The 19,953-nt window shown below is 62.1% G+C and carries 18 protein-coding genes; 14 read left to right on the top strand and 4 right to left on the bottom strand.

The features are described from left to right. Positions 1–332 precede the first annotated feature (332 nt). Positions 333–635, top strand: coding sequence for a hypothetical protein (locus P7F68_RS17620; RefSeq protein WP_277835104.1), 303 nt, complete (start codon positions 333–335; stop codon positions 633–635). 414 nt (positions 636–1,049) lie between these two features. Further along, positions 1,050–2,390, top strand: coding sequence for an AAA family ATPase (locus P7F68_RS17615; RefSeq protein ID WP_338405593.1), 1,341 nt, complete (start codon positions 1,050–1,052; stop codon positions 2,388–2,390). 342 nt (positions 2,391–2,732) lie between these two features. Here P7F68_RS17615 and P7F68_RS17610 read toward each other — a convergent pair whose 3' ends face one another. Further along, positions 2,733–3,617, bottom strand: a complete 885-nt coding sequence (locus P7F68_RS17610; RefSeq protein ID WP_277835102.1) for a pirin family protein — start codon at positions 3,615–3,617, stop codon at positions 2,733–2,735. A 122-nt stretch (positions 3,618–3,739) separates the two neighbouring features. Next, on the bottom strand, positions 3,740–4,366 hold the full coding sequence (locus tag P7F68_RS17605; protein ID WP_277835100.1) for a hypothetical protein: 627 nt from the start codon (positions 4,364–4,366) through the stop codon (positions 3,740–3,742). A 219-nt stretch (positions 4,367–4,585) separates the two neighbouring features. Between P7F68_RS17605 and P7F68_RS17600 the strand changes: the two genes are divergently transcribed. The 6 genes from P7F68_RS17600 to trbL all read left to right on the top strand — a co-directional run bounded on the left by P7F68_RS17600 (position 4,586) and on the right by trbL (position 8,279). Continuing rightward, on the top strand, positions 4,586–4,783 hold the full coding sequence (locus tag P7F68_RS17600; protein ID WP_277835099.1) for a hypothetical protein: 198 nt from the start codon (positions 4,586–4,588) through the stop codon (positions 4,781–4,783). Beyond that, on the top strand, positions 4,780–5,121 hold the full coding sequence (locus tag P7F68_RS17595) for a TraK family protein (RefSeq protein WP_277835097.1): 342 nt from the start codon (positions 4,780–4,782) through the stop codon (positions 5,119–5,121). The genes P7F68_RS17600 and P7F68_RS17595 overlap by 4 nt, the downstream gene beginning before the upstream one ends. A gap of 318 nt (positions 5,122–5,439) precedes the next feature. Beyond that, the gene (traJ, locus tag P7F68_RS17590) at positions 5,440–5,802 is read left to right on the top strand and encodes a conjugal transfer transcriptional regulator TraJ (RefSeq protein WP_277835095.1); all 363 of its coding nucleotides are present in this window, start codon (positions 5,440–5,442) and stop codon (positions 5,800–5,802) included. Between the two features lie 32 nt (positions 5,803–5,834). Next, positions 5,835–6,605 (top strand): P-type conjugative transfer protein TrbJ, encoded by a 771-nt coding sequence (gene trbJ, locus P7F68_RS17585; protein WP_277835093.1) that lies wholly within the window; start codon positions 5,835–5,837, stop codon positions 6,603–6,605. A 10-nt stretch (positions 6,606–6,615) separates the two neighbouring features. Then, complete coding sequence (gene trbK / locus P7F68_RS17580; protein ID WP_277835090.1) at positions 6,616–6,828, top strand: entry exclusion lipoprotein TrbK; 213 nt, start codon at positions 6,616–6,618, stop codon at positions 6,826–6,828. A gap of 5 nt (positions 6,829–6,833) precedes the next feature. Beyond that, positions 6,834–8,279: a P-type conjugative transfer protein TrbL gene (trbL, locus tag P7F68_RS17575; protein ID WP_277835087.1), complete on the top strand. Its 1,446-nt coding sequence runs from the start codon at positions 6,834–6,836 to the stop codon at positions 8,277–8,279. A 305-nt stretch (positions 8,280–8,584) separates the two neighbouring features. On the opposite strand, the gene P7F68_RS17570 is transcribed toward trbL, so the two are convergent. Beyond that, positions 8,585–9,154 (bottom strand): hypothetical protein, encoded by a 570-nt coding sequence (locus tag P7F68_RS17570; protein ID WP_277835085.1) that lies wholly within the window; start codon positions 9,152–9,154, stop codon positions 8,585–8,587. A 333-nt stretch (positions 9,155–9,487) separates the two neighbouring features. Between P7F68_RS17570 and hsdR the strand changes: the two genes are divergently transcribed. The 6 genes from hsdR (at position 9,488) to mcrC (ending at position 19,247) form a co-directional block, all read left to right on the top strand. Beyond that, the gene (gene hsdR, locus P7F68_RS17565) at positions 9,488–11,890 is read left to right on the top strand and encodes an EcoAI/FtnUII family type I restriction enzme subunit R (protein ID WP_277835083.1); all 2,403 of its coding nucleotides are present in this window, start codon (positions 9,488–9,490) and stop codon (positions 11,888–11,890) included. A gap of 15 nt (positions 11,891–11,905) precedes the next feature. After that, positions 11,906–13,525 (top strand): class I SAM-dependent DNA methyltransferase, encoded by a 1,620-nt coding sequence (locus P7F68_RS17560; protein ID WP_277835081.1) that lies wholly within the window; start codon positions 11,906–11,908, stop codon positions 13,523–13,525. Further along, complete coding sequence (locus P7F68_RS17555; RefSeq protein ID WP_277835079.1) at positions 13,522–14,685, top strand: PDDEXK nuclease domain-containing protein; 1,164 nt, start codon at positions 13,522–13,524, stop codon at positions 14,683–14,685. Before P7F68_RS17560 ends, P7F68_RS17555 begins: the two co-directional genes overlap by 4 nt. After that, the gene (locus P7F68_RS17550) at positions 14,682–15,842 is read left to right on the top strand and encodes a restriction endonuclease subunit S (RefSeq protein WP_277835077.1); all 1,161 of its coding nucleotides are present in this window, start codon (positions 14,682–14,684) and stop codon (positions 15,840–15,842) included. Before P7F68_RS17555 ends, P7F68_RS17550 begins: the two co-directional genes overlap by 4 nt. A 64-nt stretch (positions 15,843–15,906) precedes the next feature. After that, positions 15,907–18,129 carry an McrB family protein gene (locus tag P7F68_RS17545; RefSeq protein WP_277835075.1) on the top strand — a complete coding sequence of 741 codons (2,223 nt, stop codon included), beginning with the start codon at positions 15,907–15,909 and terminating at the stop codon, positions 18,127–18,129. Continuing rightward, positions 18,129–19,247 carry a 5-methylcytosine-specific restriction endonuclease system specificity protein McrC gene (mcrC, locus tag P7F68_RS17540; RefSeq protein ID WP_277835073.1) on the top strand — a complete coding sequence of 373 codons (1,119 nt, stop codon included), beginning with the start codon at positions 18,129–18,131 and terminating at the stop codon, positions 19,245–19,247. Before P7F68_RS17545 ends, mcrC begins: the two co-directional genes overlap by 1 nt. Positions 19,248–19,634: 387 nt before the next feature. Here mcrC and P7F68_RS17535 read toward each other — a convergent pair. Then, positions 19,635–19,953, bottom strand: a 319-nt coding sequence (locus tag P7F68_RS17535) for a transposase (protein WP_277835071.1), incomplete at its 5' end; no start/stop codon positions are given.

Genomic DNA, 19,953 nt, shown 5'->3' with positions numbered 1-19,953 from the left:
TTTCGGGATCGAGACTTCACGGCCTAGAGTGGACCGGTGAGCGATACGCGATTAAGCGAAGTATTGAGCTTTCCGATATAGACCCTCGCGGTGTTTTCGTCGCGCACTATTATGGCCTGTCCGATATCAGCTACTCTGGCATTCTCGACTTGGCCATAGGTCGGATATTTTTCTGACCTTATATCAAGATCCACACTAACCGCTTCTTTTCGAGAGTTGACCAGTATTTCTTCAACAAGAAAAAACTCATTACAAAGCAGCGAATTGACCTATTGCGCTTCCTTGTGGATAGGCATCTTGAGGGCTCCCCGATCAGGGACACGATTGATTTAATGACTGCGCTTTACACTATAAAGTGGGTATTTCATCCTGATCGTGATTCACAACGCCTCAAACTGAGATTCTATCTTCGATCTCTTGTAGATACAGGCGAACTGAGGGAGTTAAATGGTGGCTATGAAGTTACTGGCAATGCGCTTCGTGCAATTGAAGAATACGAGGAGCAGGAGCGAAAGCACACAGAGAGTGTAAAAACTCAACGTAAGATCATGTGGTTGACATTGGTGATTGCATTTCTTACCGCCGTCCAAGCAGGGTTGCTCAAGCTCCCAACGATATTTGACCTTTCGGGTTAAAGCCTTTGGCATAAAGCGGCGGTCGAGGGGCGCGCCCCTCAACATGAATTCCGACGACGGCTTTCCTCAGGCGCCGATGACGGCTCTGGGTCGGGTTGAGACGGTCGCAGTCCGTTCGCAGCATCCCCGCGCAGAAGGAGCCGAAAGTCTCAGGCCGGCCAGAAGCTGCCAGTCACCTGCTGATCCAGCTAGCGGCCGCTCGGGCGAGGAGGTATGCTAACGGCCTGTATGTCATATTGGTAGCATCAACACGCAAGGCCGACGGCTTCTGCTTTTCCGGACCGGTCATTCTGTGTTGCGCGTAGTCTCTGATTCAAAATAGTAACGTGCAGAGCACTTTATCAGGCATTCCGATATTACGCGGAAGAACTGTTGCCCAAAAAAGTTAGCTATTACATCGCGATCTCTCAAACCATGGAAATGCATCAGACTCGAGACGTCTTTACACCGACAAAGCCTGCACGAATTGCGTTTGTTGAGCGCGACTCTGTTAACGATAAGCTAGTGAATTCTCTCACTACGCCGGGGAAGCAGATCGTAGTTTACGGACATTCCGGAACGGGTAAGACTACGCTCCTGGTCAACAAGCTAAATCAACTCTACGAGCATCACATCACGACACGGTGCATGAAAGGGCTTAAATTCGAGCAGCTCGTTCTCGATGCATTTGACCAGCTGGCCCCGTACTATACTCAGGAGCGGCAGACAGTCCTGAAAACGACGACCGGAATAGATCTTGGCGCCACGTACAAGATGCTGCAGGCCAAGATAACAGCCTCCTCATCTAAAGATGAATCTGAGAAGCAGAGCAGAATTCTCCCGCCGCAGCTGACGCCACAAACGTTGGGCCGATTTCTGGGTGCTCAGAAAGCATGTTGGGTTCTTGAGGACTTTCACAAAATTGATGAGGGGGAGAAGGAGCGTCTTTCTCAACTCATGAAAGTATTCATGGATCTGTCCGATGAGTATCAGGATTTAAAGATTATTGCCTTAGGAGCGGTAGATACCGCTAGACAGGTAGTTGACTACGACCCGGAAATGCGCAACAGGGTTGCAGAAATTCAAGTTTCAGTCATGACGGAACAAGAAATTGCCGCAATTATTGAAAAAGGTGAGTCGGCTTTGAACGTCAAGTTCAGCCCAGATATCAAGCGTCTTGTTGCACGCCACTCGAACGGACTGGCGTCCGTCTGTCATCATCTTTGTTTGAATATGTGCAACGCGGCTGGCGTAATGACTACCGTAGAAGGGCCTCCGATTGAGCTAACTAAAAAGCATTGCGAAGACGCGGTAAGAATGTACGTCGAAGAGGCATCCGATAGCATCAAGAGCGCATTCGACAAGGCGCTAAAACAACGGCGCAAGACGCAGTATGCAAATGCGCATCTCATACTGGATGCATTAAGTGGCCTCGGTGAATTGGGAGCTGCACGATCTGATATTCATCGTAGAATACAGCGTACGGAACCAAGATATCCGGAGGCGAACCTTAAATACTTACTCCCTAAGCTCTGCACGCCTGAGTATGGAGGGATTCTCCGATTTGATTCCAATTCTGGTCTTTACTCTTTCTCCGATCCAATCTATAGAGCTTACGCAATGGCTCAATTTCAGAGGGCACAACCGTCTGCCCGACCAATGTCGCAGAGTGACTTTGAACAGACCCTACTGAAGTTTCTCACAGAAAAGGTTAAGTTAGACGTTGGAACCGACTTCAGAATACTGATCGACCACCATCCAAAGAAAAAGACCTAACAGCTGCTTGCAGCGGATCGTCAAACTGCTGGGCGGTTTGCCGTCCGCTGAAGCAGCATATTGAACGACAGCTTTCAACAAAGCTCAACGGCAGCCACGGGTCGGCTACTGACGTTCGGATGACAGCGCCCTCCGCGGCACGTCACACCAGCGAGCTCCGCCAGAGCCTTTCGAGCTTGTCCCCAGCCGATCGGGACAGGGTTGTGGGAGGGCTTGTGGATAACTCGCGCAAGCTGTTGAGGCCAAGCCAGATTCGAGCGCTGCCCAATTTTTGAGCGGCGGCAGAGGTCGAGTCCCCGTCGAGGTCGGCGGTCTCGTGCTTGTAGCCGAGTCCGAGAGCGATCAGTTGCCGTTTCGCCACGGGAGGGGCGGTGCAACCAGTCGCGGCGCCTGGCCGTCGCCGATCACTCCGAATCGGGCGGCTCCTTGTTCCCACTCGGTTTGTGCCTGCGCGATGTCTGCCTTGCTGAAGCCGACGAAGTTCCACCACATCAGCACCGGCACCTCGAACGGCTCGCCCCCCAGGAACAACACCCGAGCGCCTGCGGGTAGCGCAAGCTGCAGTTTGCTGCGCCCCTTGCCGAGGTAGGCGAGCTCGTCGGTGGGGACGCTTTCGCCGTCGACCGTTGCGTCGCCCACGAGGGGCATCAGGCCGTACTCGAAACCGGGATCCAGTTCGAGCGTGAGTTCGCTCGGGCTGTCGCAGGCGATGTCGATGCCGACCAGCGGGGAGTGGATGTGCGCCGGCGCGGTTCGCTCACCGTAGCGGCCGGCGAGCAAGGTCAGTTCTGCGCCGTCTGCGCGCCAGTGCGGGAGTTCGGCGTAGTGATCGAAGGCGGGCGGGCAATCCTTGTGCTCCGGCGGCAGGGCGATCCACAGCTGTGCCGCGTGCAGCCGCTTGCCGTCGCGCAGCGAATCCTCGGTGTGGGCGATGCCATGTCCAGCGGTCATTAGATTGACCTGGCCAGGGCGGATGACTTGCTCGTTGCCCAGGCTGTCGCGGTGCAAGACCTCGCCCTCGATCAGCCAGGTGAAGGTCTGCAGGCCGATGTGCGGGTGTGCGCCGACGTGCATGCCTTTGCCGGGCTCGAACTGCACGGGGCCGGCGTGATCGAGGAAGCACCACGCGCCAATCATCCGCTGCTGACGATTGGGGAGCGCGCGGCGCACGAGCATGCCTTCGCCGAGGTCGGCGCTGCGGGGTTGGATGCGGACGATCGGGTTCATGGTCGGTGTCCTTGGGGGCTGGGCCTGTTGAGGGCCGCAGGAAATTTTAGCCGCTAAAGTTCTGCGGGCTCTTTGAGCGCCCACAGTCGCAGGGTGGCCTGCTGCCCACACGGCGCGGCGCTTCATGCAATCCAGTCTAGACGCGATGTCAGCGCATTCCACCTTGCGGCGGCGGGTGTCGTGGCGAGCTCTTCGTGTCCGGCCAGCCAACCGGAGAGCTCCGCATCCACATCGTCGAAGATCCCGAGCGACGCCAACTCCGCCGCAACGGCCGTGTCATCCAGGCAGCGCCGAATAGCTCTGTAGGTGCCCTCGCCGTCAATCCCGACGGGAATGATCCGGGCGTTCAGCTCATGCACCAGTCGATGCAATGCGACTGCCTTGGCGAGATGCGCAATGGTCAGTGGCTCTTGATAGGCCTCTGCCAGCAGAAGGTCGCCCTCGAACTCGGCCACCAGAGCCTCAAGCGTTGGCCACGAGGCGAGTTCAGTCGAGACGATCGACCTGAGATCGTGCAGCGGCGCCCACATGGCATGCCAGAGGTTTGCCGGTCCCATTTCATGGCGTTCAAACACTTCTGGGTCGATGCGCGACAGCAGCTGCAGTTGCTGTGTCGATAGGGCCTTTGCGCCGTTGAAGCTCGAGCGCCATTTTCCGGATGACTGCGTATTCATCCCGGTAAGTGCGTCGAAGTGAAGCGCGAATTGGTTTGGGTTCTGTACGTCAATTTGGAGAGCAAGCGAATTCATTAATGCTGCCGCTCGCATGCATCCCCGCTTTCGTTCGGTATCAGTCCTTCGTGGTCGTGCCATAGGGCATTTTGTCCTGGTATGAAAATGCCGAATTAATTGCACTCCAATTCTATCTTCGTTTCCACAAGAATCGCTGCATCGATCTCAGTCAACAGAATTCTGATCAAGAAAATGCGATCCACGATAGAGATACTGGAGGAGCGATTCGGGGCTGTGATGACCCTGGAGCAGCTCGCCATCACCCTGAGCCGCAAGCCCGAAGGGCTACGGATGGCGCTGCTCAATCCGAAAGAGGATTGGGTCCGGGAATTGAACGCGCGAAAGGTCTATCTGGGGCGTCGCATGTACTTCCCTGTCGAGGTGGTCGCGTCCTTGCTGAACGGGGAGCAGGTCGCTCAGGAGCAGGGCGAATGAGCGCGTTCCTCGACGAGCTGGCGGAGTGGGTCGCCTCGGCGCAGCGGCGGCGCAAGGAATCGCTGGTCGCCTTTCTCGCGGTGCGCAGTGACATCGAGGAGGCGATGCGGGCGGGCTATGCGCTCAAGACCGTCTGGGCGCACCTGCGCGAGACCGGTCGAATCGCCTGCCGTTACGAAACCTTCTGCGCCCATGTCCGGCGGCACATCAAGCTCCAACGCCCTGACCAGCGAATTGCATCTCCTGGCATCAAATCGAAGCGGTCCGACATGGCACCGAGTAAGCCTCTTGGGCAATTCACTTTCGACCCGAATCCTCGCAAGGAGGAATTGCTTTGATGATCTTCCTCATGCTCTGCAAGCCCGTGTTTATTGCGCTATGCGTGCGCTATTCAAGCGCTATAAGCACGCGGTTTTTCGCCACTCTTGGCCATTTCAGCGCGACAAGTGTTGAGCTACGAGGAAATAGCGCATGCATGGTGCCAAAACCGCATAGGCGTCCGTGCAGAAATGGCGCGCAAAAGGCGGGCAGGATGTGTGAAGTAGGCCCACCGCAAGCGGCGGTTCCTCCTTCACGGGTCCTTTTTCGCGCCGGGGGCGCTCAACGGACATCCTGCCCTGCGGGGCTTCCGGCTGCCGCCGTCTTGGAGCTACGCCATGGGTGAGGCGGTGACGACCAGGAAGAGCGGCACGCCGATCAAGGTGTATTGCCTGCCCGAGGAGAAAGCGTTGATCGCCGCGAATGCCCGGAATGCGGGCATGAGTGTGGCCCGCTTTCTGCGCGAAGTCGGGCAGGGCTACCGGGTCCATGGAATCGTCGATTACGAGCGGGTGCGCGAGCTGGCCCGAATCAACGGAGACCTCGGGCGTCTTGGGGGGCTCCTCAAGCTATGGCTGACCGACGACCGCCGCACTGCCCATTTCGGAGAGGCCACCATCCGCGCGCTGTTAGCCCGTATCGAGTCGACCCAGGATCAGATGGGTGCGGTCATGCACGCCATCGTCAGCCACCGACGCTGATTTTTTAGCCGCTAAAAATGTGAGGACGTGAAATGCACAAGACGAAATCCGTCGTTCTGACTGCCTTGGTCGTATCGATGACGCTTGGGGTACTGCCGCCGGTGCAGGCTGGCATTCCGGTGATCGATAGCACCAACTTGTCTCAGAACGTGATGACTGCGATCGAGAGCGTCGCCCAGACGCTGAAGCAGATCGAGCAATACCGGACGCAGCTGCAGCAGTACGAGAACCAGTTGCAGAACACCATGGCGCCGGCGGCCTACATCTGGGATCAGGCGCAAACCACCATCAATGGACTGATGACCGCCGTTGATACGCTCAACTACTACAAAACCCATCTCGGCAGCGTGGATGCCTATCTTGGCAAGTTTCAGGACGTCGCCTATTACCGCGGCTCGCCATGCTTCTCGGCAAGCGGCTGCAGTGCTGCAGAGTGGGCAGCGATGGATGACAACCGGCGCCTCGCCTCCGAATCGCAGAAGCGCGCGAACGATGCGCTCTTTCACGGCCTGGAACTTCAGCAGCAAGCACTCAAGACCGACGCCCGAACGCTGGAGCAGCTCCAGCGTCGCGCAGAGGGTGCCCGTGGGCAGATGGAGGCGATCCAGTTCGCCAACCAGCTTGCCAGTCAGCAGGCAAACCAACTGCTGCAGATCCGCGGCCTGTTGATCGCCCAGCAGAACGCCATGGCCACCCGCGCGCAGAGCGAGGCTGATCTTGCGGCGCGGCAGCAGGCGGCACACCTGGCTTCGACCGAGCGGCGCGGGCCGGGAGCTCTGCCCAGCAGCCCGATGCGCTGGTGAGGAGCTGGTCATGAACGTCGTCGCAATCGGTGTGCTTTTCGCTGCCCTGCTGGTCGGCTGCGCGCCCACTCCCGAGCCAATACCTGAGGTGACTGCCGAGAACTGCCACCCCGAGAAGATCCAGCAGATCAGGGACGAGGCCACGCGCAGGGAATTCGGTAGCCGCTGCTCGCGCCTGCCGGTCAGCCCCGACACCCTTCCGACCAACCCCAAAAGGTGGTGAAGACCATGAAGATCAACCGTTCAACAGCACTCGTCGTCGCCGCACTGATGCTTGTATCGGGCAGCGCCTTCGCGCAGCTCTCGTTTCATGATCCGGCCACCAACCGCGGTATCCTGGACCAGGTCGTCACCGAGTTTGCTGCGCGGGCATCCGGCTGGCAGGCGGTGGTGATGAACGCAGCAACCTGGCTGTTCTGGACGCTGGGCACCATCTCGCTCGCCTGGACGGGCGGCATGCTCATCCTGCGCAAGGCCGACATCGGCGAGTTCTTCGCCGAGTTCGCCCGCTTCATCCTGTTCTTCGGTTTCTACCTTTGGCTGCTGCGCAATGGCCCGGCAATTGCCGACGCCATCATCGGCTCGATGCGCCAGATCGGCGAATCCGCAATTGGCGTGTCCGGCCTCTCCCCCTCGGGCGTCGTCGATGTTGGCTTCATGATCTGGAAGCAGGCGGTGACGAACCTCTCTGCCTGGCAGCCCATCGACAGCTTCGTAGGCGTGGTGCTGAGTGCCGGTATTCTGTTGCTGCTAGCAGTCGTCGCGGTGAACCTGCTGCTGCTCTTCGTGTCGGGCTGGATCCTGATGTACGCCGGCATCTTCTTCCTTGGCTTCGGCGGATCGCGCTGGACCTCGGAGATGGCGCTCAGCTACTTCCGCACGGTGCTGGGCGTTGCGGTGCAGCTCTTCGTGATGACCCTTTTGCTCGGTGTCGGTCACGACCTGCTGTCGAGCTTCTACGCCAAGATGAATAAGGGCGCACTCAACTTCGAGGAGCTCGGCGTCATGCTGGTTTTCTGTCTCGCACTGCTCCTGCTCATCACCCGTGTGCCGCCACTGGTGGCGGGCATCATCACGGGGGGTGGGGTGGCTGCGGCTGGAGGCGTTGGCAACTTCAGCGCGGGTGCTGTTGCCGGGGCTGGGATGGGGGCAGTCGGCATGGCGGCTACGGCGGCGGGAATGGCCGGTGCAGCCGTCATGAGCGGCGCACAGAACATCGCGGGGGGCGTGTCGGCCGTGAAGGAGGCATTCGACAAGGCGCAGGCGGGGATCGAGAGCGGCGGTGGGCAGATGCCCAGCCTGGGACAGACAGCCTCCAGCGGTGGGCGAGCTGCGGCGGGGGAGGCTAGCGGCTCCGCCTTTGCACAGGCCGCAGGCTTCGGCGGATCGTCATCGGCCGGTGCAGGCGCTGGGCTTGGGAGAGCCGCGGCGCTCGCCAAAGGCACGGCGGCCAACCTGGCCACCGGGGCGGGGAGCGTGATCAAGGACAAGGCCGTGAAGCTGGCTTCCGACTTCAAGGAGGGGGCTGATCAGAGCTTGCCGGGCAAAGTGGCGTCGGCGATTCGAGGCGGTGGGGCAGACAACAGCGTCCAGTTCGAGGGCAACAGCCTGACGGGGACGGAGGTCAATGAGGAGGTGGCCACCTTCGTGAACAAGTCGAAGGGGGCTGCGTAGCGTGTTGTATGTTGTAGCGTATTACATACAGCTACAACGGCGAGCGCGCCGGTCCGCGTGGGTGCACGATTTTAGCGGCTAAAGAAAGACAGTCAGGGTGCCGGCCCCCATCCGAGTGAAGTGATCTGACGACGTGTTTGACTCTTGAGGGGCGGGGGCTGGATGCCTCAATTGGCTCGATACCGGCGCGGATTACCAACAACCGCGCCGATAGGGGGGGCGCCCCTCATCAGTCAAACTGCGCCCCTCAAGTGTCAAAGTCCGACGCCCGCCAGTCTCGCGCCGTCGAGCGTGCCGGTTGCCTCTTATCGCCCGCAGCCCAAGCGCCACATTGCATCCTTGACCTTTCGGCGGTCTTCCCGGAGCTGCTCCATACGCCATGAGGTGCCGCCGCGTCGCCCTTCAGCGTCGATGCGCTTGATCTGCTTCTCGAACTGTTCGCACTGGTACTCGTTCCCCTTGGAGTCGGGTGGCGTTCTTTCGATGAGGCCAACAGGCTTGGTGCTGGATTGGCGGGTAGGTGGCGCGTACTGCGCCACGGGCACGGGCGGGGGCGACACGACACTGACCGTTCCGCCCGCCACGGCGGCCTGCTTCGTTCCATCTGGGCAAGGTTCTGCCTGGTAGAGGACGCCGCCCGGGCCCTGGCAGCGGTAGAGCCCGTTTTCCGGCGGCGTTGCTTCCCGCCTCAAGACTGTGGTGTTGTCCCCTGTGGGCGAGTCGAACCGCGACCCTGCTTCCGGCGTACTCTTGCTTGGTGCAGCGCTTTCCTTCATTGGGGTCGGGCGCTGTGAGTCCCACCACAGCAAGGCTCCAACACCGCAGAACACGAACACCGTCAGCGCGAGTGCCAGCATGTTGTTCTTCATCTTCATGACATTTCTCAAAAGCATTTCTGCGTAACTATATCCATCCCGGATTAATTGGTCCGTGACCTACGGTACGGTGCTGACATTGACACTTGAGGGGCGGAGCCGCTTCGGCGTTAGGCCATCCGCGCCGGCGGAGGCGTCTGGCGATCTCGGCGACAAGGAGCGGCTTGGCTTCGACTGGAAAGAACCAGTCGCGGGCTTGCTCGCTTATCGAGACGACGTTCGAGCGCGTCCGCGTGATCAGACGCATGACACCTGGAACCATCGCGAGGCGCGTGCAAGGCCCTATCTGCGATAATCACGCCAAGTTTTCCACCAGCGCGCGAAGGGGAGGCAATGCGAACACGCGTGATTACCGAAGCGGATACGTGCCGCGAGTTCGTCACGCCCCGGCTGGTCGAGGCGGGTTGGGGCGCGGCGCCTCATGTAATCGGCGAGCAGAGGACCTTCACCAACGGCCGCATCATCGTGGCGGGTGGCAGGGTGCAGCGAGGCAAGCAGAAGCGGGCCGACTACCTGCTGTACTACCGTCGCGATTTTCCGCTCGCCGTAGTTGAGGCGAAGGAAGCAGGGCAGCCCGCGGAGACCGGGGTACAACAGGCGCGTGACTACGCGGAGACCCTCGGGCTCAAGTTCGCGTACGCGACCAACGGCCATCGCATCATCGAGATCGACTACATCAACGGCACCGAACGCGAGGTCGAGCGCTACGCCACGCCGGATGAGCTGTTCGCCCGCCTCAAGGCTGCCGCGCAGCTGTCCGAGGAGTCGGCGCCGCACCTGCTGGAGCCTTTCAACCTCGTGTCGGGCAAGGTTCCGCGCTACTACCAGCAGATCGCCATTCACCGCGTGGTCGAGGCCATCCTGCAGGGGCAGAACCGCATCCTGGCCACGCTCGCCACTGGCACCGGCAAGACCTGCGTGGCCTTCCAGATCTGCTGGAAGCTCTGGAACAGCCGCTGGAACCGAACCGGTGAGCATCGCCGCCCCAAGATCCTTTTCCTGGCCGACCGCAACATCCTGGTCGATGACCCGATGGCCAAGATGTTCTCGCCCTTTGGTGACGCCCGGCACAAGATCGCTGGCGGTGACGTGAGCCAAGGCCGGGACATGTACTTCGGCATCTACCAGGCGCTGACCACGGCCAGCGAGGATGTCTTCCGCCAGTACCGCCCGGACTTCTTCGATCTCATCATCATCGACGAATGCCACCGCGGCTCCAGCCGAGACGAAAGCGCCTGGCGTGCGGTGCTGGATTACTTTTCCCCCGCCGTGCAGTTCGGCATGACGGCCACCCCGTTGCGTGAGGAGTCGCGCGACACCTACGAGTACTTCGGCAACCCGGTCTACACCTACAGCCTGCGCCAGGGGATCGAAGACGGCTTTCTGGCGCCGTACCGCGTGCATCGGGTGATCACCACGGTGGATGCCGCCGGCTGGCGGCCGAGCAGGGACGAGGTCGACCGCTACGGCCGCGAGGTACCCGACGAGGAGTACCAGACCAAGGACTTCGAACGCGTGGTGGCGCTGCGTGCCCGTACGCGAGCGATCGCGCGGCACCTCAGTGACTTCCTCAAGGGCACGGACCGCTTTGCCAAGACACTGGTGTTCTGCGTCGATCAGGAGCACGCGGCCGAGATGCGGCAGGAGCTGCTCAACCTCAATAGCGACTTGGTGGTGCAGTACCCGGACTACGTCTGTCGGGTGACCGCCGACGAGGGCGCCATCGGCCTGACCCATCTCGCGAACTTCCAGGACGTGGACAAACCCACCCCAGTCATCCTCACCACCTCGCAGCTGCTGACCACAGGCGTCGACGCCGAAATGGTCAAGAACGTCGTCCTCGCCCGTGTCGTGGGCTCGCGCTCGGAGTTCAAGCAGATCGTCGGTCGCGGCACACGTCTCAAGGTCGACTACGGCAAGGAATACTTCAACATCATCGATTTCACCGGCACGGCCACGTACCACTTCGCCGATCCGGATTTCGATGGCGAGCCGGCACGCATCGAGGAGGTGACGATCGACGAGGCTGGCGAGCAGCTCACCGTGACGGCGCTCGATCCAGAGCCGGAGACCACCGAAACGACCTTGCGGGAGTACGAGCTGCCCGAAGAACAGATCGGACCGGGCAGGGGCGTGCTGATCGAGGAGCCGCGGCCCGAGCCCCGGAAGTTCTACATCGACGGTGGTGAGGTCGAGGTGATCGGCCACCTGGTGTACGACCTCGACACCGACGGCAAGAAGCTGCAGGTTGTCAAATACACCGAGTACTCCAGCCGTACCGTACGCGCCCTTTATCCGAACCGAGAGGCCCTGCAATCGGCATGGGCCAACCCGGACACGCGCAGCGAAGTGCTGCGCGAGCTCACCGAGCGCGGCATCAGCTTCGATGAGCTGACCGCCAGCACCGACCAGGGCGATGCTGATCCCTTCGACCTGCTGTGCCATCTGGCCTGGAATGCGCCGCTGCTCACCCGTCGCCAGCGCGCCGAGCAGGCGCGGCGCAAGGCGCCGGATCTGTTCGCGCAGTATGGCGAGACCGCCCGCGAAATTCTCACGCTACTGCTCGATCGCTACATCGAGCGTGGCATCCTCCAGTTCAATGCCTTGTCCGAGCTGATGAAGGTGCAACCCTTCGACCGCTACGGCAACCCCGCTGAAATCGCAGCCCGCCACTTCGGCGGCGTGCGCGGCATGAAGGACGCGGTATCGCGCCTGCAGACCGCGCTGTACCAATAAAGAGAATCCGACCCGATGGCCCGTTCCACCACATCGACCGCTGCAAGCAGTTCCGAGAAGAAAACCCGCGCCCCGCGCAAAGCCAAGGCGCCCCTTACCACCCGGGAGAACCTCTCCGCCCTGATCGGCACCGCGCGCAAGATCCTGCGCAAGGACAAGGGCCTCAACGGCGACGTCGACCGTCTGCCGCTGCTCACCTGGGTGATGTTCCTCAAGTTCCTCGACGACCTCGAGACCATTCACGAGGAAGAGGCCGAACTCGACGGCAAACCCTACCAGCCGATCATCGAGGCCCCGTATCGCTGGCGCGACTGGGCTGCGCGAGAGGACGGCATCACCGGCGACGAGCTGCTTGCCTTCATCGGCCAGGACCTCACCGTGCGCCCCGACGGCAAAACCGGCAAGGGCCTGTTCGCCCATCTGCGCAACCTCGCCGGGGAGGGCGAGAAGGGCAGTCAGCGCGAAGTCATCGCCAACGTGTTCAAGGGCGTGCAGAACCGCATGGTCAGCGGCTACCTGCTGCGCGACATCCTCAACAAGATCAACGGCATCCACTTCTCGTCCAGCGAGGAGATCCACACCCTCTCGCACCTGTACGAATCCATGCTGCGCGAGATGCGCGACGCCGCCGGCGATGCGGGCGAGTTCTACACGCCGCGTCCGGTGGTGCGTTTCATGGTGCAGGTCACCGACCCGCGGCTGGGCGAGACGGTGCTGGACCCGGCCTGCGGCACCGGCGGTTTTCTGGTCGAGGCCTACGACCACGTCGCCCCGCAAGTGACCACCACGGAAGAGCGGCGCACGCTGCAGCGCGACACGCTCTACGGCCAGGAAGCCAAGCCGCTGCCCTACATGCTGGCGCAGATGAACCTGCTGCTGCACGGCCTGGAGGCGCCACAGATCGCCTACGGCAACACGCTCGACCGCCGGATCGCCGAGATCGGCCACAGCGAGCGGGTGGACGTCATCCTCACCAACCCGCCTTTCGGCGGCGAGGAAGAGGTCGGCATCAAGGCCAACTTCCCGCCCAACATGCAGACGGCGGAAACCGCGCTGCTCTTCCTGCAGTACATCATGCGCAAGCTGCGCGTGGCCGGCGCCCCGGTGCCGGGTGGAAAACCCGCTGCGCGAGGCGGCCGTGCCGCGGTGGTCGTGCCCAACGGCACCTTGTTCGGTGACGGCGTGTGCGCCGCCATCAAGGAAGAACTGCTCAAGTCCTTCAACCTGCACACCATCGTGCGCCTGCCGCAGGGTGTGTTCGCGCCCTACACCGACATCCCCGCCAACCTGCTGTTCATCGAACGTGGTGGGCCGACCGAGACCATCTGGTACTACGAACTGCCACTGCCCGAGGGCCGAAAGAAGTACAGCAAGACCGCGCCGCTGCAGTTCGACGAGTTCGCCCAGGTCGCAGCCTGGTGGAACGACCGCCAGGAAGGCCCGCAGGCCTGGAAGGTGAGCGCGGCCGACGTTGCAGCGCGCGGCTACAACCTCGACCTGAAGAACCCCAACGCCAAGGCGGGGCTGGAACATGCCGACCCCAAGGATCTGATCGCCTCCATGCGCAGCCACGAAGCCGAGGTAATGCGCCTGCTGGGCGAGATCGAAGCGCTGGTAGCCGAGGTGCAGGGATGACGAAGCCCGCCACGCCGGCCACCCAGGCGCCGGCTGACTACGCCACTGTGCACAGCGACATTGTTGCGCTGCTGGAGGCTGCCCGCCGTGCCGCGGCGCGCAGCGTCAATGCGCTGATGACGGCCAGCTACTGGGAGATCGGCCGGCGTATCGTCGAGTTCGAGCAAGGGGGCGAGGCCCGCGCTGAACGGGGTCAGCAGTTGTTGGAACGCTTGTCTGCCGATCTGAAGCAGCGCTTCGGAAGAGGTTTCAGCGTCGACAATCTCGAGCAGATGCGTCTGTTTTACATCGCGTATCCGCCCCAGCGAATTTCCGAAGCACTGTCTCGGAATTCTGGTGACACGCCTGCCGATGCCAAATCCGAGACGGTGTCTCGGAACATCGCCCCGCAGCTGCTGGCCCAGGCCTTGCCGCTGTCTTGGTCGCACTATGTCCATCTGGTGCGCCGTACTCGATCCGAGGAGGAGCGCCGCTTTTACGAAGCCGAGGCTTTGCGTGGCGGTTGGAGCGTACGCCAGCTCGACCGCCAGATCAGCAGCCAGTTCTATACGCGGGCTCTGTTGTCCACCAACAAGCGGGCCATGCTGGAAAAGGGCAGCGACGCCCAGCCCGGTGACGCCGTCACGCCGGATGAGGCCATCAAGGACCCCTACGTCCTGGAGTTCCTCAACCTCAAGGACGAGTATTCCGAATCCCAGCTCGAGGATGCCCTCATCCACCGCCTGGAGGACTTCCTCCTGGAACTGGGCAATGACTTTACCTTTGTCGGCCGCCAGCGGCGCCTGCGAATCGACGAGAGCTGGTTTCGGGTGGACCTGCTGTTCTTCCATCGCCGCCTGCGCTGCTTGGTCATCATTGACCTCAAGCTCAACGAACTGAGCCATGCCGACGTCGGCCAGATGCACATGTACTGCAACTACGCCCGCGAGCACTGGACCCTACCCGGCGAGAACCCGCCGGTCGGGCTGATCCTTTGCGCCCGAGCCAAATCCGCCATGGCTCGATATGCGCTGGACGGGCTGCCGAACAAGATCATGGCTGCCGAATACCGGACCGTGCTGCCCAACGTGGAGCTGCTGCAGGCGGAGCTGGAGAAGACAAGGCGGGAGCTGGAGGCGCGGCAGATCGGGCGCAGTGCTGATAAGGAGAGCAGCCTGTGAAGACGTGGCCTAAAGTCGCGCTGTCTGAGATTTGCAGCCCTGCCGAGCGCTATACGACACCAACTCCTGGTGCAATGTATCGTCAGCTAGGAGTCCGTCTGTGGGGCGAAGGGGCGTATGAGCGCGAGCAAATCGATGGGGCGGATACCAAGTACGCTAACTTCAATCGAATCGACGCAGACGATTTGGTGGTCAACAAGATCTGGGCTCGCAATGGTGCTGTAGCGGTCGCGACGCAACACCAAGCGGACACGTACGTGAGCGCTGAGTTTCCGACGTTCGTTCTCGACCGATCTTCGATTGATCCCCGATGGATGCGCTTGATCACCAAGTGGCGCGGCTTTTGGCAGGCATGTGATGAGAAGGCACAGGGAACCAGCGGGAAAAATCGGATCAAGCCGGGGCAGTTCCTTGCCATTGAGATCCCGCTACCTTCGTTACCTGAACAGAATGCCCTCGTCGCGCGTCTTGACGCACTGGCAGCAAAAACCCGGCACGTCGAAGAGCATCTGGATGCCGTCGAGCGCGATGCCGAGCACCTGCTCGCACTGCGCTTCCGCGACGCTATCGCTGGTGCTCCGATGCTTACGATGGCGGAAGTAGCCCCTCACGTTCGCCGCCCGGTGATGTTGGACGTCGACACGCGTTACCGCGAGGTCGGTGCGAGATCCTTTGGCAAGGGTTTGTTCTTCAAGCCTGATTTTGATGGGGCTGAAGCAACATGGCAGAAACCTGTCTGGGTAAAGGCCGGTGATCTGGTCCTTAGCAACATCAAGGCATGGGAAGGTGCTATTGCACTCGCGAGCGAGGAGCACGATGGGTGCATCGCGTCCCACCGCTACATAACGTGCGTTCCAGACCCAGAGCGCATGATCACAGCCTTCCTGGCTTACTACCTGCTGTCCGAGGATGGGCTGGAGGAAGTCGGGCTCGCATCACCGGGCACCGCTGACCGTAACCGGACGCTCAGCTTGGGAAATCTCAGCAAGATAAGAGTGCCGGTGCCGACGTTGGCTACGCAGTCGGCCTTTGTCAGGCTTCAGGCCGAGATAGCAGCGCTCAAAGCCAAACATGCCGCCATCCGCGAAGCCAACGCCGCACTGCTGCCCGCGATGTTGGAGCGGGTGTTCGGTGCTGCCGAGCCGGCGAGCGTCTGACGGTTGCCAGCCGAGATCCGCCAACTCCGACCCCGTCCTCAAGCATCAAGAAGCGAAACCACGCATGACGACCCAGACCCACGCCAACCCCTCGACCACAACCTGGTTCGTCGGCGCCAGCTTCGGGCACACCGACGACCAGACCGCGCGCTTCCTCAAGGATGGCATCTGGGAGATCCTAACCCCGACCGAGAAGGAGCGCGCCCTGGTGCGCGCCATGCAGCCAGGTGAGCGCATCGCCATCAAGGCCGCCTACGTGCGCAAGAACGGACTGCCGTTCGACAACCGCCGCCATAGCGTCTCGGTGATGGGAATCAAGGCTGTCGGCACCATCGTCCACAACCCGCAGGACGGCGAGCGCGTGCAGGTGCAGTGGCAGCCGGCCGAGGGCGTGCGCGAATGGTATTTCTACACCTACCGCTCCACGATCTGGCGCGTGCTGCCGGGCGACTGGATGAGCGACGCGCTGATCGCGTTCGCCTTCAACCAGCAGCCGCAGGACATCGAGCGCTTTCGCAACGAGCCCTACTGGCGCGAGCGCTTCGGCACGATCGCGCCGGACAAGCTGCGCTTTCCGTGGACCCCGTTTTACGAGGCGGTGGCCGAGAAGCTGCTCGATTACGCGAATGACCGCAGCCCGCTGATCGAGGGCATCCATCAGATCGCTGCGCGCGTGCCCGGCCTCGGCTACCTGCAGGACAAGTTTGCCGATGGCAGTGTCGGCCCGCTGAAGGACATCTGCCCCTTCACCGTGATGGGCACCTTCAATCGGGGCCTGACCGATGCCAATCGCAAGGTCATCGCCGGCGAGCTGGCGAAGCTGATCGGCGTCACCGTGCCGGTGCCGCCCTCCTTCGAGGGCATTCCGATCCTGAACAACCAGCGCTCGTGGTTCTTCCGCTACGCCGACAAGCGCGGCGCGGGCGACATCGATGCGCTGTGGCGGGTGTTCGTGGCAGGGCATGCGCTGGTGGAAGACGACCAGCCGGAGACGCGCGAGGCCTTCGTCCAGGCCTACGACGCGGCGACCCAGGTGTGGGGCGTGGCCTGGAACCTGTCGGCGGGCCTGTACTGGGCGCACCCGTGGGATTTTCCGACCCTCGACAGCCAGTCGCGGCATTACCTCAACAAGCGGCTGGGCTTCAACGTGCCCGTCAGTGGCCAGCAAGGGCCGTGTGACGCAGCCACCTACCTGAAGCTGATGGACGACCTGCGTGCGCGCTTCGGCGAGAGCGACTACCCGGTCCACAGCTTCCCCGAGTTGTCGCTGGAATCCTGGAAGTACGAGGGGCCCAGCGTAGAGGTGATGTCGCCGGAGGATGCACACGACCACGCAGGGGAACAGGAAAGCGACGAGGCGCCGTCCGACACCGTGCAGGCAGCGCCGCCGATCGTGCCGTATTCGGTCGATGACATCCTCAACGACGGCTGCTTTCTCGAACGCGCCGAGCTCGACCTGCTGATCGACCGCCTGCGCGCCAAGAAGAACCTGATCCTCCAAGGGCCGCCCGGCACCGGCAAGACCTGGCTTGCGAAGCGGCTGGCTTTTGCGCTGATGGGGGAGAAGGACCCGAACCGGATCCGCGCGGTGCAGTTCCACCCCAACCTGTCGTACGAGGACTTCGTGCGCGGCTGGCGGCCGACCGGCGACGGCAAGCTCGCGCTGGCCGATGGCGTGTTCATGGAGGCGATCATCGCCGCGCGCAAGGCGCCGTCGGCCAAGTTCGTTGTGGTCATCGAGGAGATCAACCGCGGCAACCCGGCGCAGATCTTCGGCGAACTGCTTACCTTGCTCGAAGCTGGCAAGCGCACGCCCAGCGAGGCGCTGGAACTGAGCTATCCGGACGCAGACGGCAAGCGGCGCCCGGTCCACATCCCCGAGAACCTCTACGTGATCGGCACCATGAACATCGCCGACCGCTCGCTGGCCCTGGTCGACCTCGCGCTGCGCCGCCGCTTCGCTTTCATCGGGCTGGAGCCGCGATTGGGGGCAGCGTGGCGAAAGTGGGTCGTCGAGTCCTGTGGCGTCGATTTGACGCTGGTGGCGGACATCGAGCACCGCATCACCGCGCTGAACGACACGATCGCCGCCGACGCGCGCCTGGGCAAGCAGTTCCAGATCGGCCACAGCTACGTAACGCCGGCCCCCCGCCTGGAGCCCGGCGACACGCGCAAGTGGTTCCGCCAGGTCGTCGCCACCGAGATCGGCCCGCTGCTCGAAGAATACTGGTTCGATGCGCCGGCCGAGGCCGAACAGGCGACGGCGCGACTCACCCAGGGGTGGTGATGTCGGCTGTGGCCACATCCACGGCAAGCGCGACGTCGGGCGCGGCCGGCTACATCGGCCGCATCCCGGTCCGCAACCTGTGGCTGCTGATGCTCTATGCGTCCGACCTGTTTCGCAGCGGAGGCACGAAAGCTGTCGCGCTGGAAGACAACCCGGACGATCTCCCCGACCTCGTTGCCGAGCTGCTGGCGCACGCGGTCGAGGAGCGCCAGCGCCGTCGACTGAGCCTGGGCTATCGCGCCCGCGACGAGGTGCTCAACCGCGTGCGCGGTCGCATCGACGTGCTGCGCACCGAGCGCCACCAACTGCTGTCGCGTGGCCTGGTCGCTTGCCGCTTCGACGAGTTGAGCATCGACACCCCGCGCAATCGCTTCGTGCGCGCGGCGCTGGAATCGATCGCCAGCATCGTGAGCAGGAAAGACCTCGTCCACCGCTGCCGTGCGCTGGCGAACGGAATGAAAGCCATGGGCGTGTCGGGCCAGGCGCCGACGCGCGCCCAGATGAGCACTGACCGCTTCGGCCGCAACGACGCCGAAGACCGCATCATGGTTGCCGCCGCTCAACTGGCCTTCGACCTTGCCCTGCCGACCGAAGCCGCGGGCGCAAACGTGCTCGCGCTCCCGGACCGGGAAGTCGCCTGGGTGCGCCGTCTGTTCGAGCGTGCCGTGGGCGGCTTCTACGCCGTGACGCTGAGCCCACAGGGCTGGAAGGTGAAGTGCGGCGGCACACTGGGCTGGCAGATCGAGGACAGAACCGCCGGCATCGACCGCATCCTGCCCTCGATGCGCACCGACATCGTGCTCGACCATCCGGCGACTGGCCGGCGCATCGTCATCGACACCAAGTTCAACGCCATAGTCACCAGCGGCTGGTACCGCGAGGAGACGCTGCGTAGCGGTTACGTGTATCAGATCTACGCCTACCTGCGCTCGCAGGTGGGGCAGGGCGATCCGATGGCGGATGGCGCGAGCGGGCTGCTGCTGCACCCGGCGGTTGGGGAGACAGTCGATGAGACGGTGGTGATTCAGGGGCAGCGGATTCGGTTTGCGACGGTGGATCTTGCGGCGGGGGGGGGGGAGGTGCGGCAGCAGTTGCTGAGGGTGGTGGGAGAGGTGTGAGTCGGGTTCTCGGCCTCAGCGGCCGGTGCCTTGATGGCGCAGTCAGGCAGCAATGTGCTGGTCATCTGCAGTTCGAGCGTCAGGCGACGGTGAACGGCAGCGCCTCCATCCTTCCAACTGGAACTATCGACCCGTTGCTGCCGTTGAGCATTTACGGAAAGCTGTCGTTCAACGTCCAAGCTCAGGGACGCTGCGCGGCCTTATCGCGCAGCGTCGCTTGGAGCGCAGTGTTAGCAGTCTGATGCAAAAGCCGGCGCCACCGCGCCGGCACTGAAGTTCAGGTCGAATTTCATCGTGACATCGTTTTCCGGAATCGCCTTCGCACCGGGTTCGAATTGTCTTCGTGGCCGCACCGGCGACCGCGAAGGTTCATTTGCGCTGCTGTGCTCATGCCTTCACCTCCGAAACGCTCAATCTCGCGATTCGGAGCAGGTTGTATGCAGCACCAGAAATGAAGGCCGCCATCTGGGTCTTCGCCTGGCCGATGAAACGGGTCTTTCGCAATCCGCCGACCGTTTTCAACCAACCAAAGATCTCCTCGACGCGCTTTCGCGTTCGCTGGCTGACCTGGTAACCCTTGGTTCGGGTGGTTCGCCCATCCAGGCCGGGCGTCTTCCGATCCTTGATGCGCGCGATGTGCGGTCGCACCGCGTGCTCGCGCAGGTGCCCCACAAATTCCTTCACGTGATAGCCCTTGTCGGCGCCG

Origin of the sequence: Thauera mechernichensis (assembly GCF_029588855.1) — a bacterium.
Lineage (GTDB): Bacteria > Pseudomonadota > Gammaproteobacteria > Burkholderiales > Rhodocyclaceae > Thauera > Thauera mechernichensis.
Note: the sequence above shows the minus strand (reverse complement) of the source record. Positions and strands in the feature narration are given on the sequence as shown.

Bases quoted from the DNA above. Each gene is read 5' to 3' on its own strand.
- trbL (WP_277835087.1), top strand. From the start codon at position 6,834: ATGAAGATCAACCGTTCAACAGCACTCGTCGTCGCCGCACTGATGCTT.
- P7F68_RS17610 (WP_277835102.1), bottom strand. From the start codon at position 3,617: ATGAACCCGATCGTCCGCATCCAACCCCGCAGCGCCGACCTCGGCGAA.
- hsdR (WP_277835083.1), top strand. From the start codon at position 9,488: ATGCGAACACGCGTGATTACCGAAGCGGATACGTGCCGCGAGTTCGTC.
- P7F68_RS17570 (WP_277835085.1), bottom strand. From the start codon at position 9,154: ATGAAGATGAAGAACAACATGCTGGCACTCGCGCTGACGGTGTTCGTG.
- trbK (WP_277835090.1), top strand. From the start codon at position 6,616: ATGAACGTCGTCGCAATCGGTGTGCTTTTCGCTGCCCTGCTGGTCGGC.
- P7F68_RS17595 (WP_277835097.1), top strand. From the start codon at position 4,780: ATGAGCGCGTTCCTCGACGAGCTGGCGGAGTGGGTCGCCTCGGCGCAG.
- P7F68_RS17605 (WP_277835100.1), bottom strand. From the start codon at position 4,366: ATGAATTCGCTTGCTCTCCAAATTGACGTACAGAACCCAAACCAATTC.
- mcrC (WP_277835073.1), top strand. From the start codon at position 18,129: ATGTCGGCTGTGGCCACATCCACGGCAAGCGCGACGTCGGGCGCGGCC.
- P7F68_RS17560 (WP_277835081.1), top strand. From the start codon at position 11,906: ATGGCCCGTTCCACCACATCGACCGCTGCAAGCAGTTCCGAGAAGAAA.
- P7F68_RS17545 (WP_277835075.1), top strand. From the start codon at position 15,907: ATGACGACCCAGACCCACGCCAACCCCTCGACCACAACCTGGTTCGTC.
- P7F68_RS17620 (WP_277835104.1), top strand. From the start codon at position 333: ATGACTGCGCTTTACACTATAAAGTGGGTATTTCATCCTGATCGTGAT.
- P7F68_RS17600 (WP_277835099.1), top strand. From the start codon at position 4,586: ATGACCCTGGAGCAGCTCGCCATCACCCTGAGCCGCAAGCCCGAAGGG.
- P7F68_RS17555 (WP_277835079.1), top strand. From the start codon at position 13,522: ATGACGAAGCCCGCCACGCCGGCCACCCAGGCGCCGGCTGACTACGCC.
- trbJ (WP_277835093.1), top strand. From the start codon at position 5,835: ATGCACAAGACGAAATCCGTCGTTCTGACTGCCTTGGTCGTATCGATG.
- P7F68_RS17615 (WP_338405593.1), top strand. From the start codon at position 1,050: ATGGAAATGCATCAGACTCGAGACGTCTTTACACCGACAAAGCCTGCA.
- traJ (WP_277835095.1), top strand. From the start codon at position 5,440: ATGGGTGAGGCGGTGACGACCAGGAAGAGCGGCACGCCGATCAAGGTG.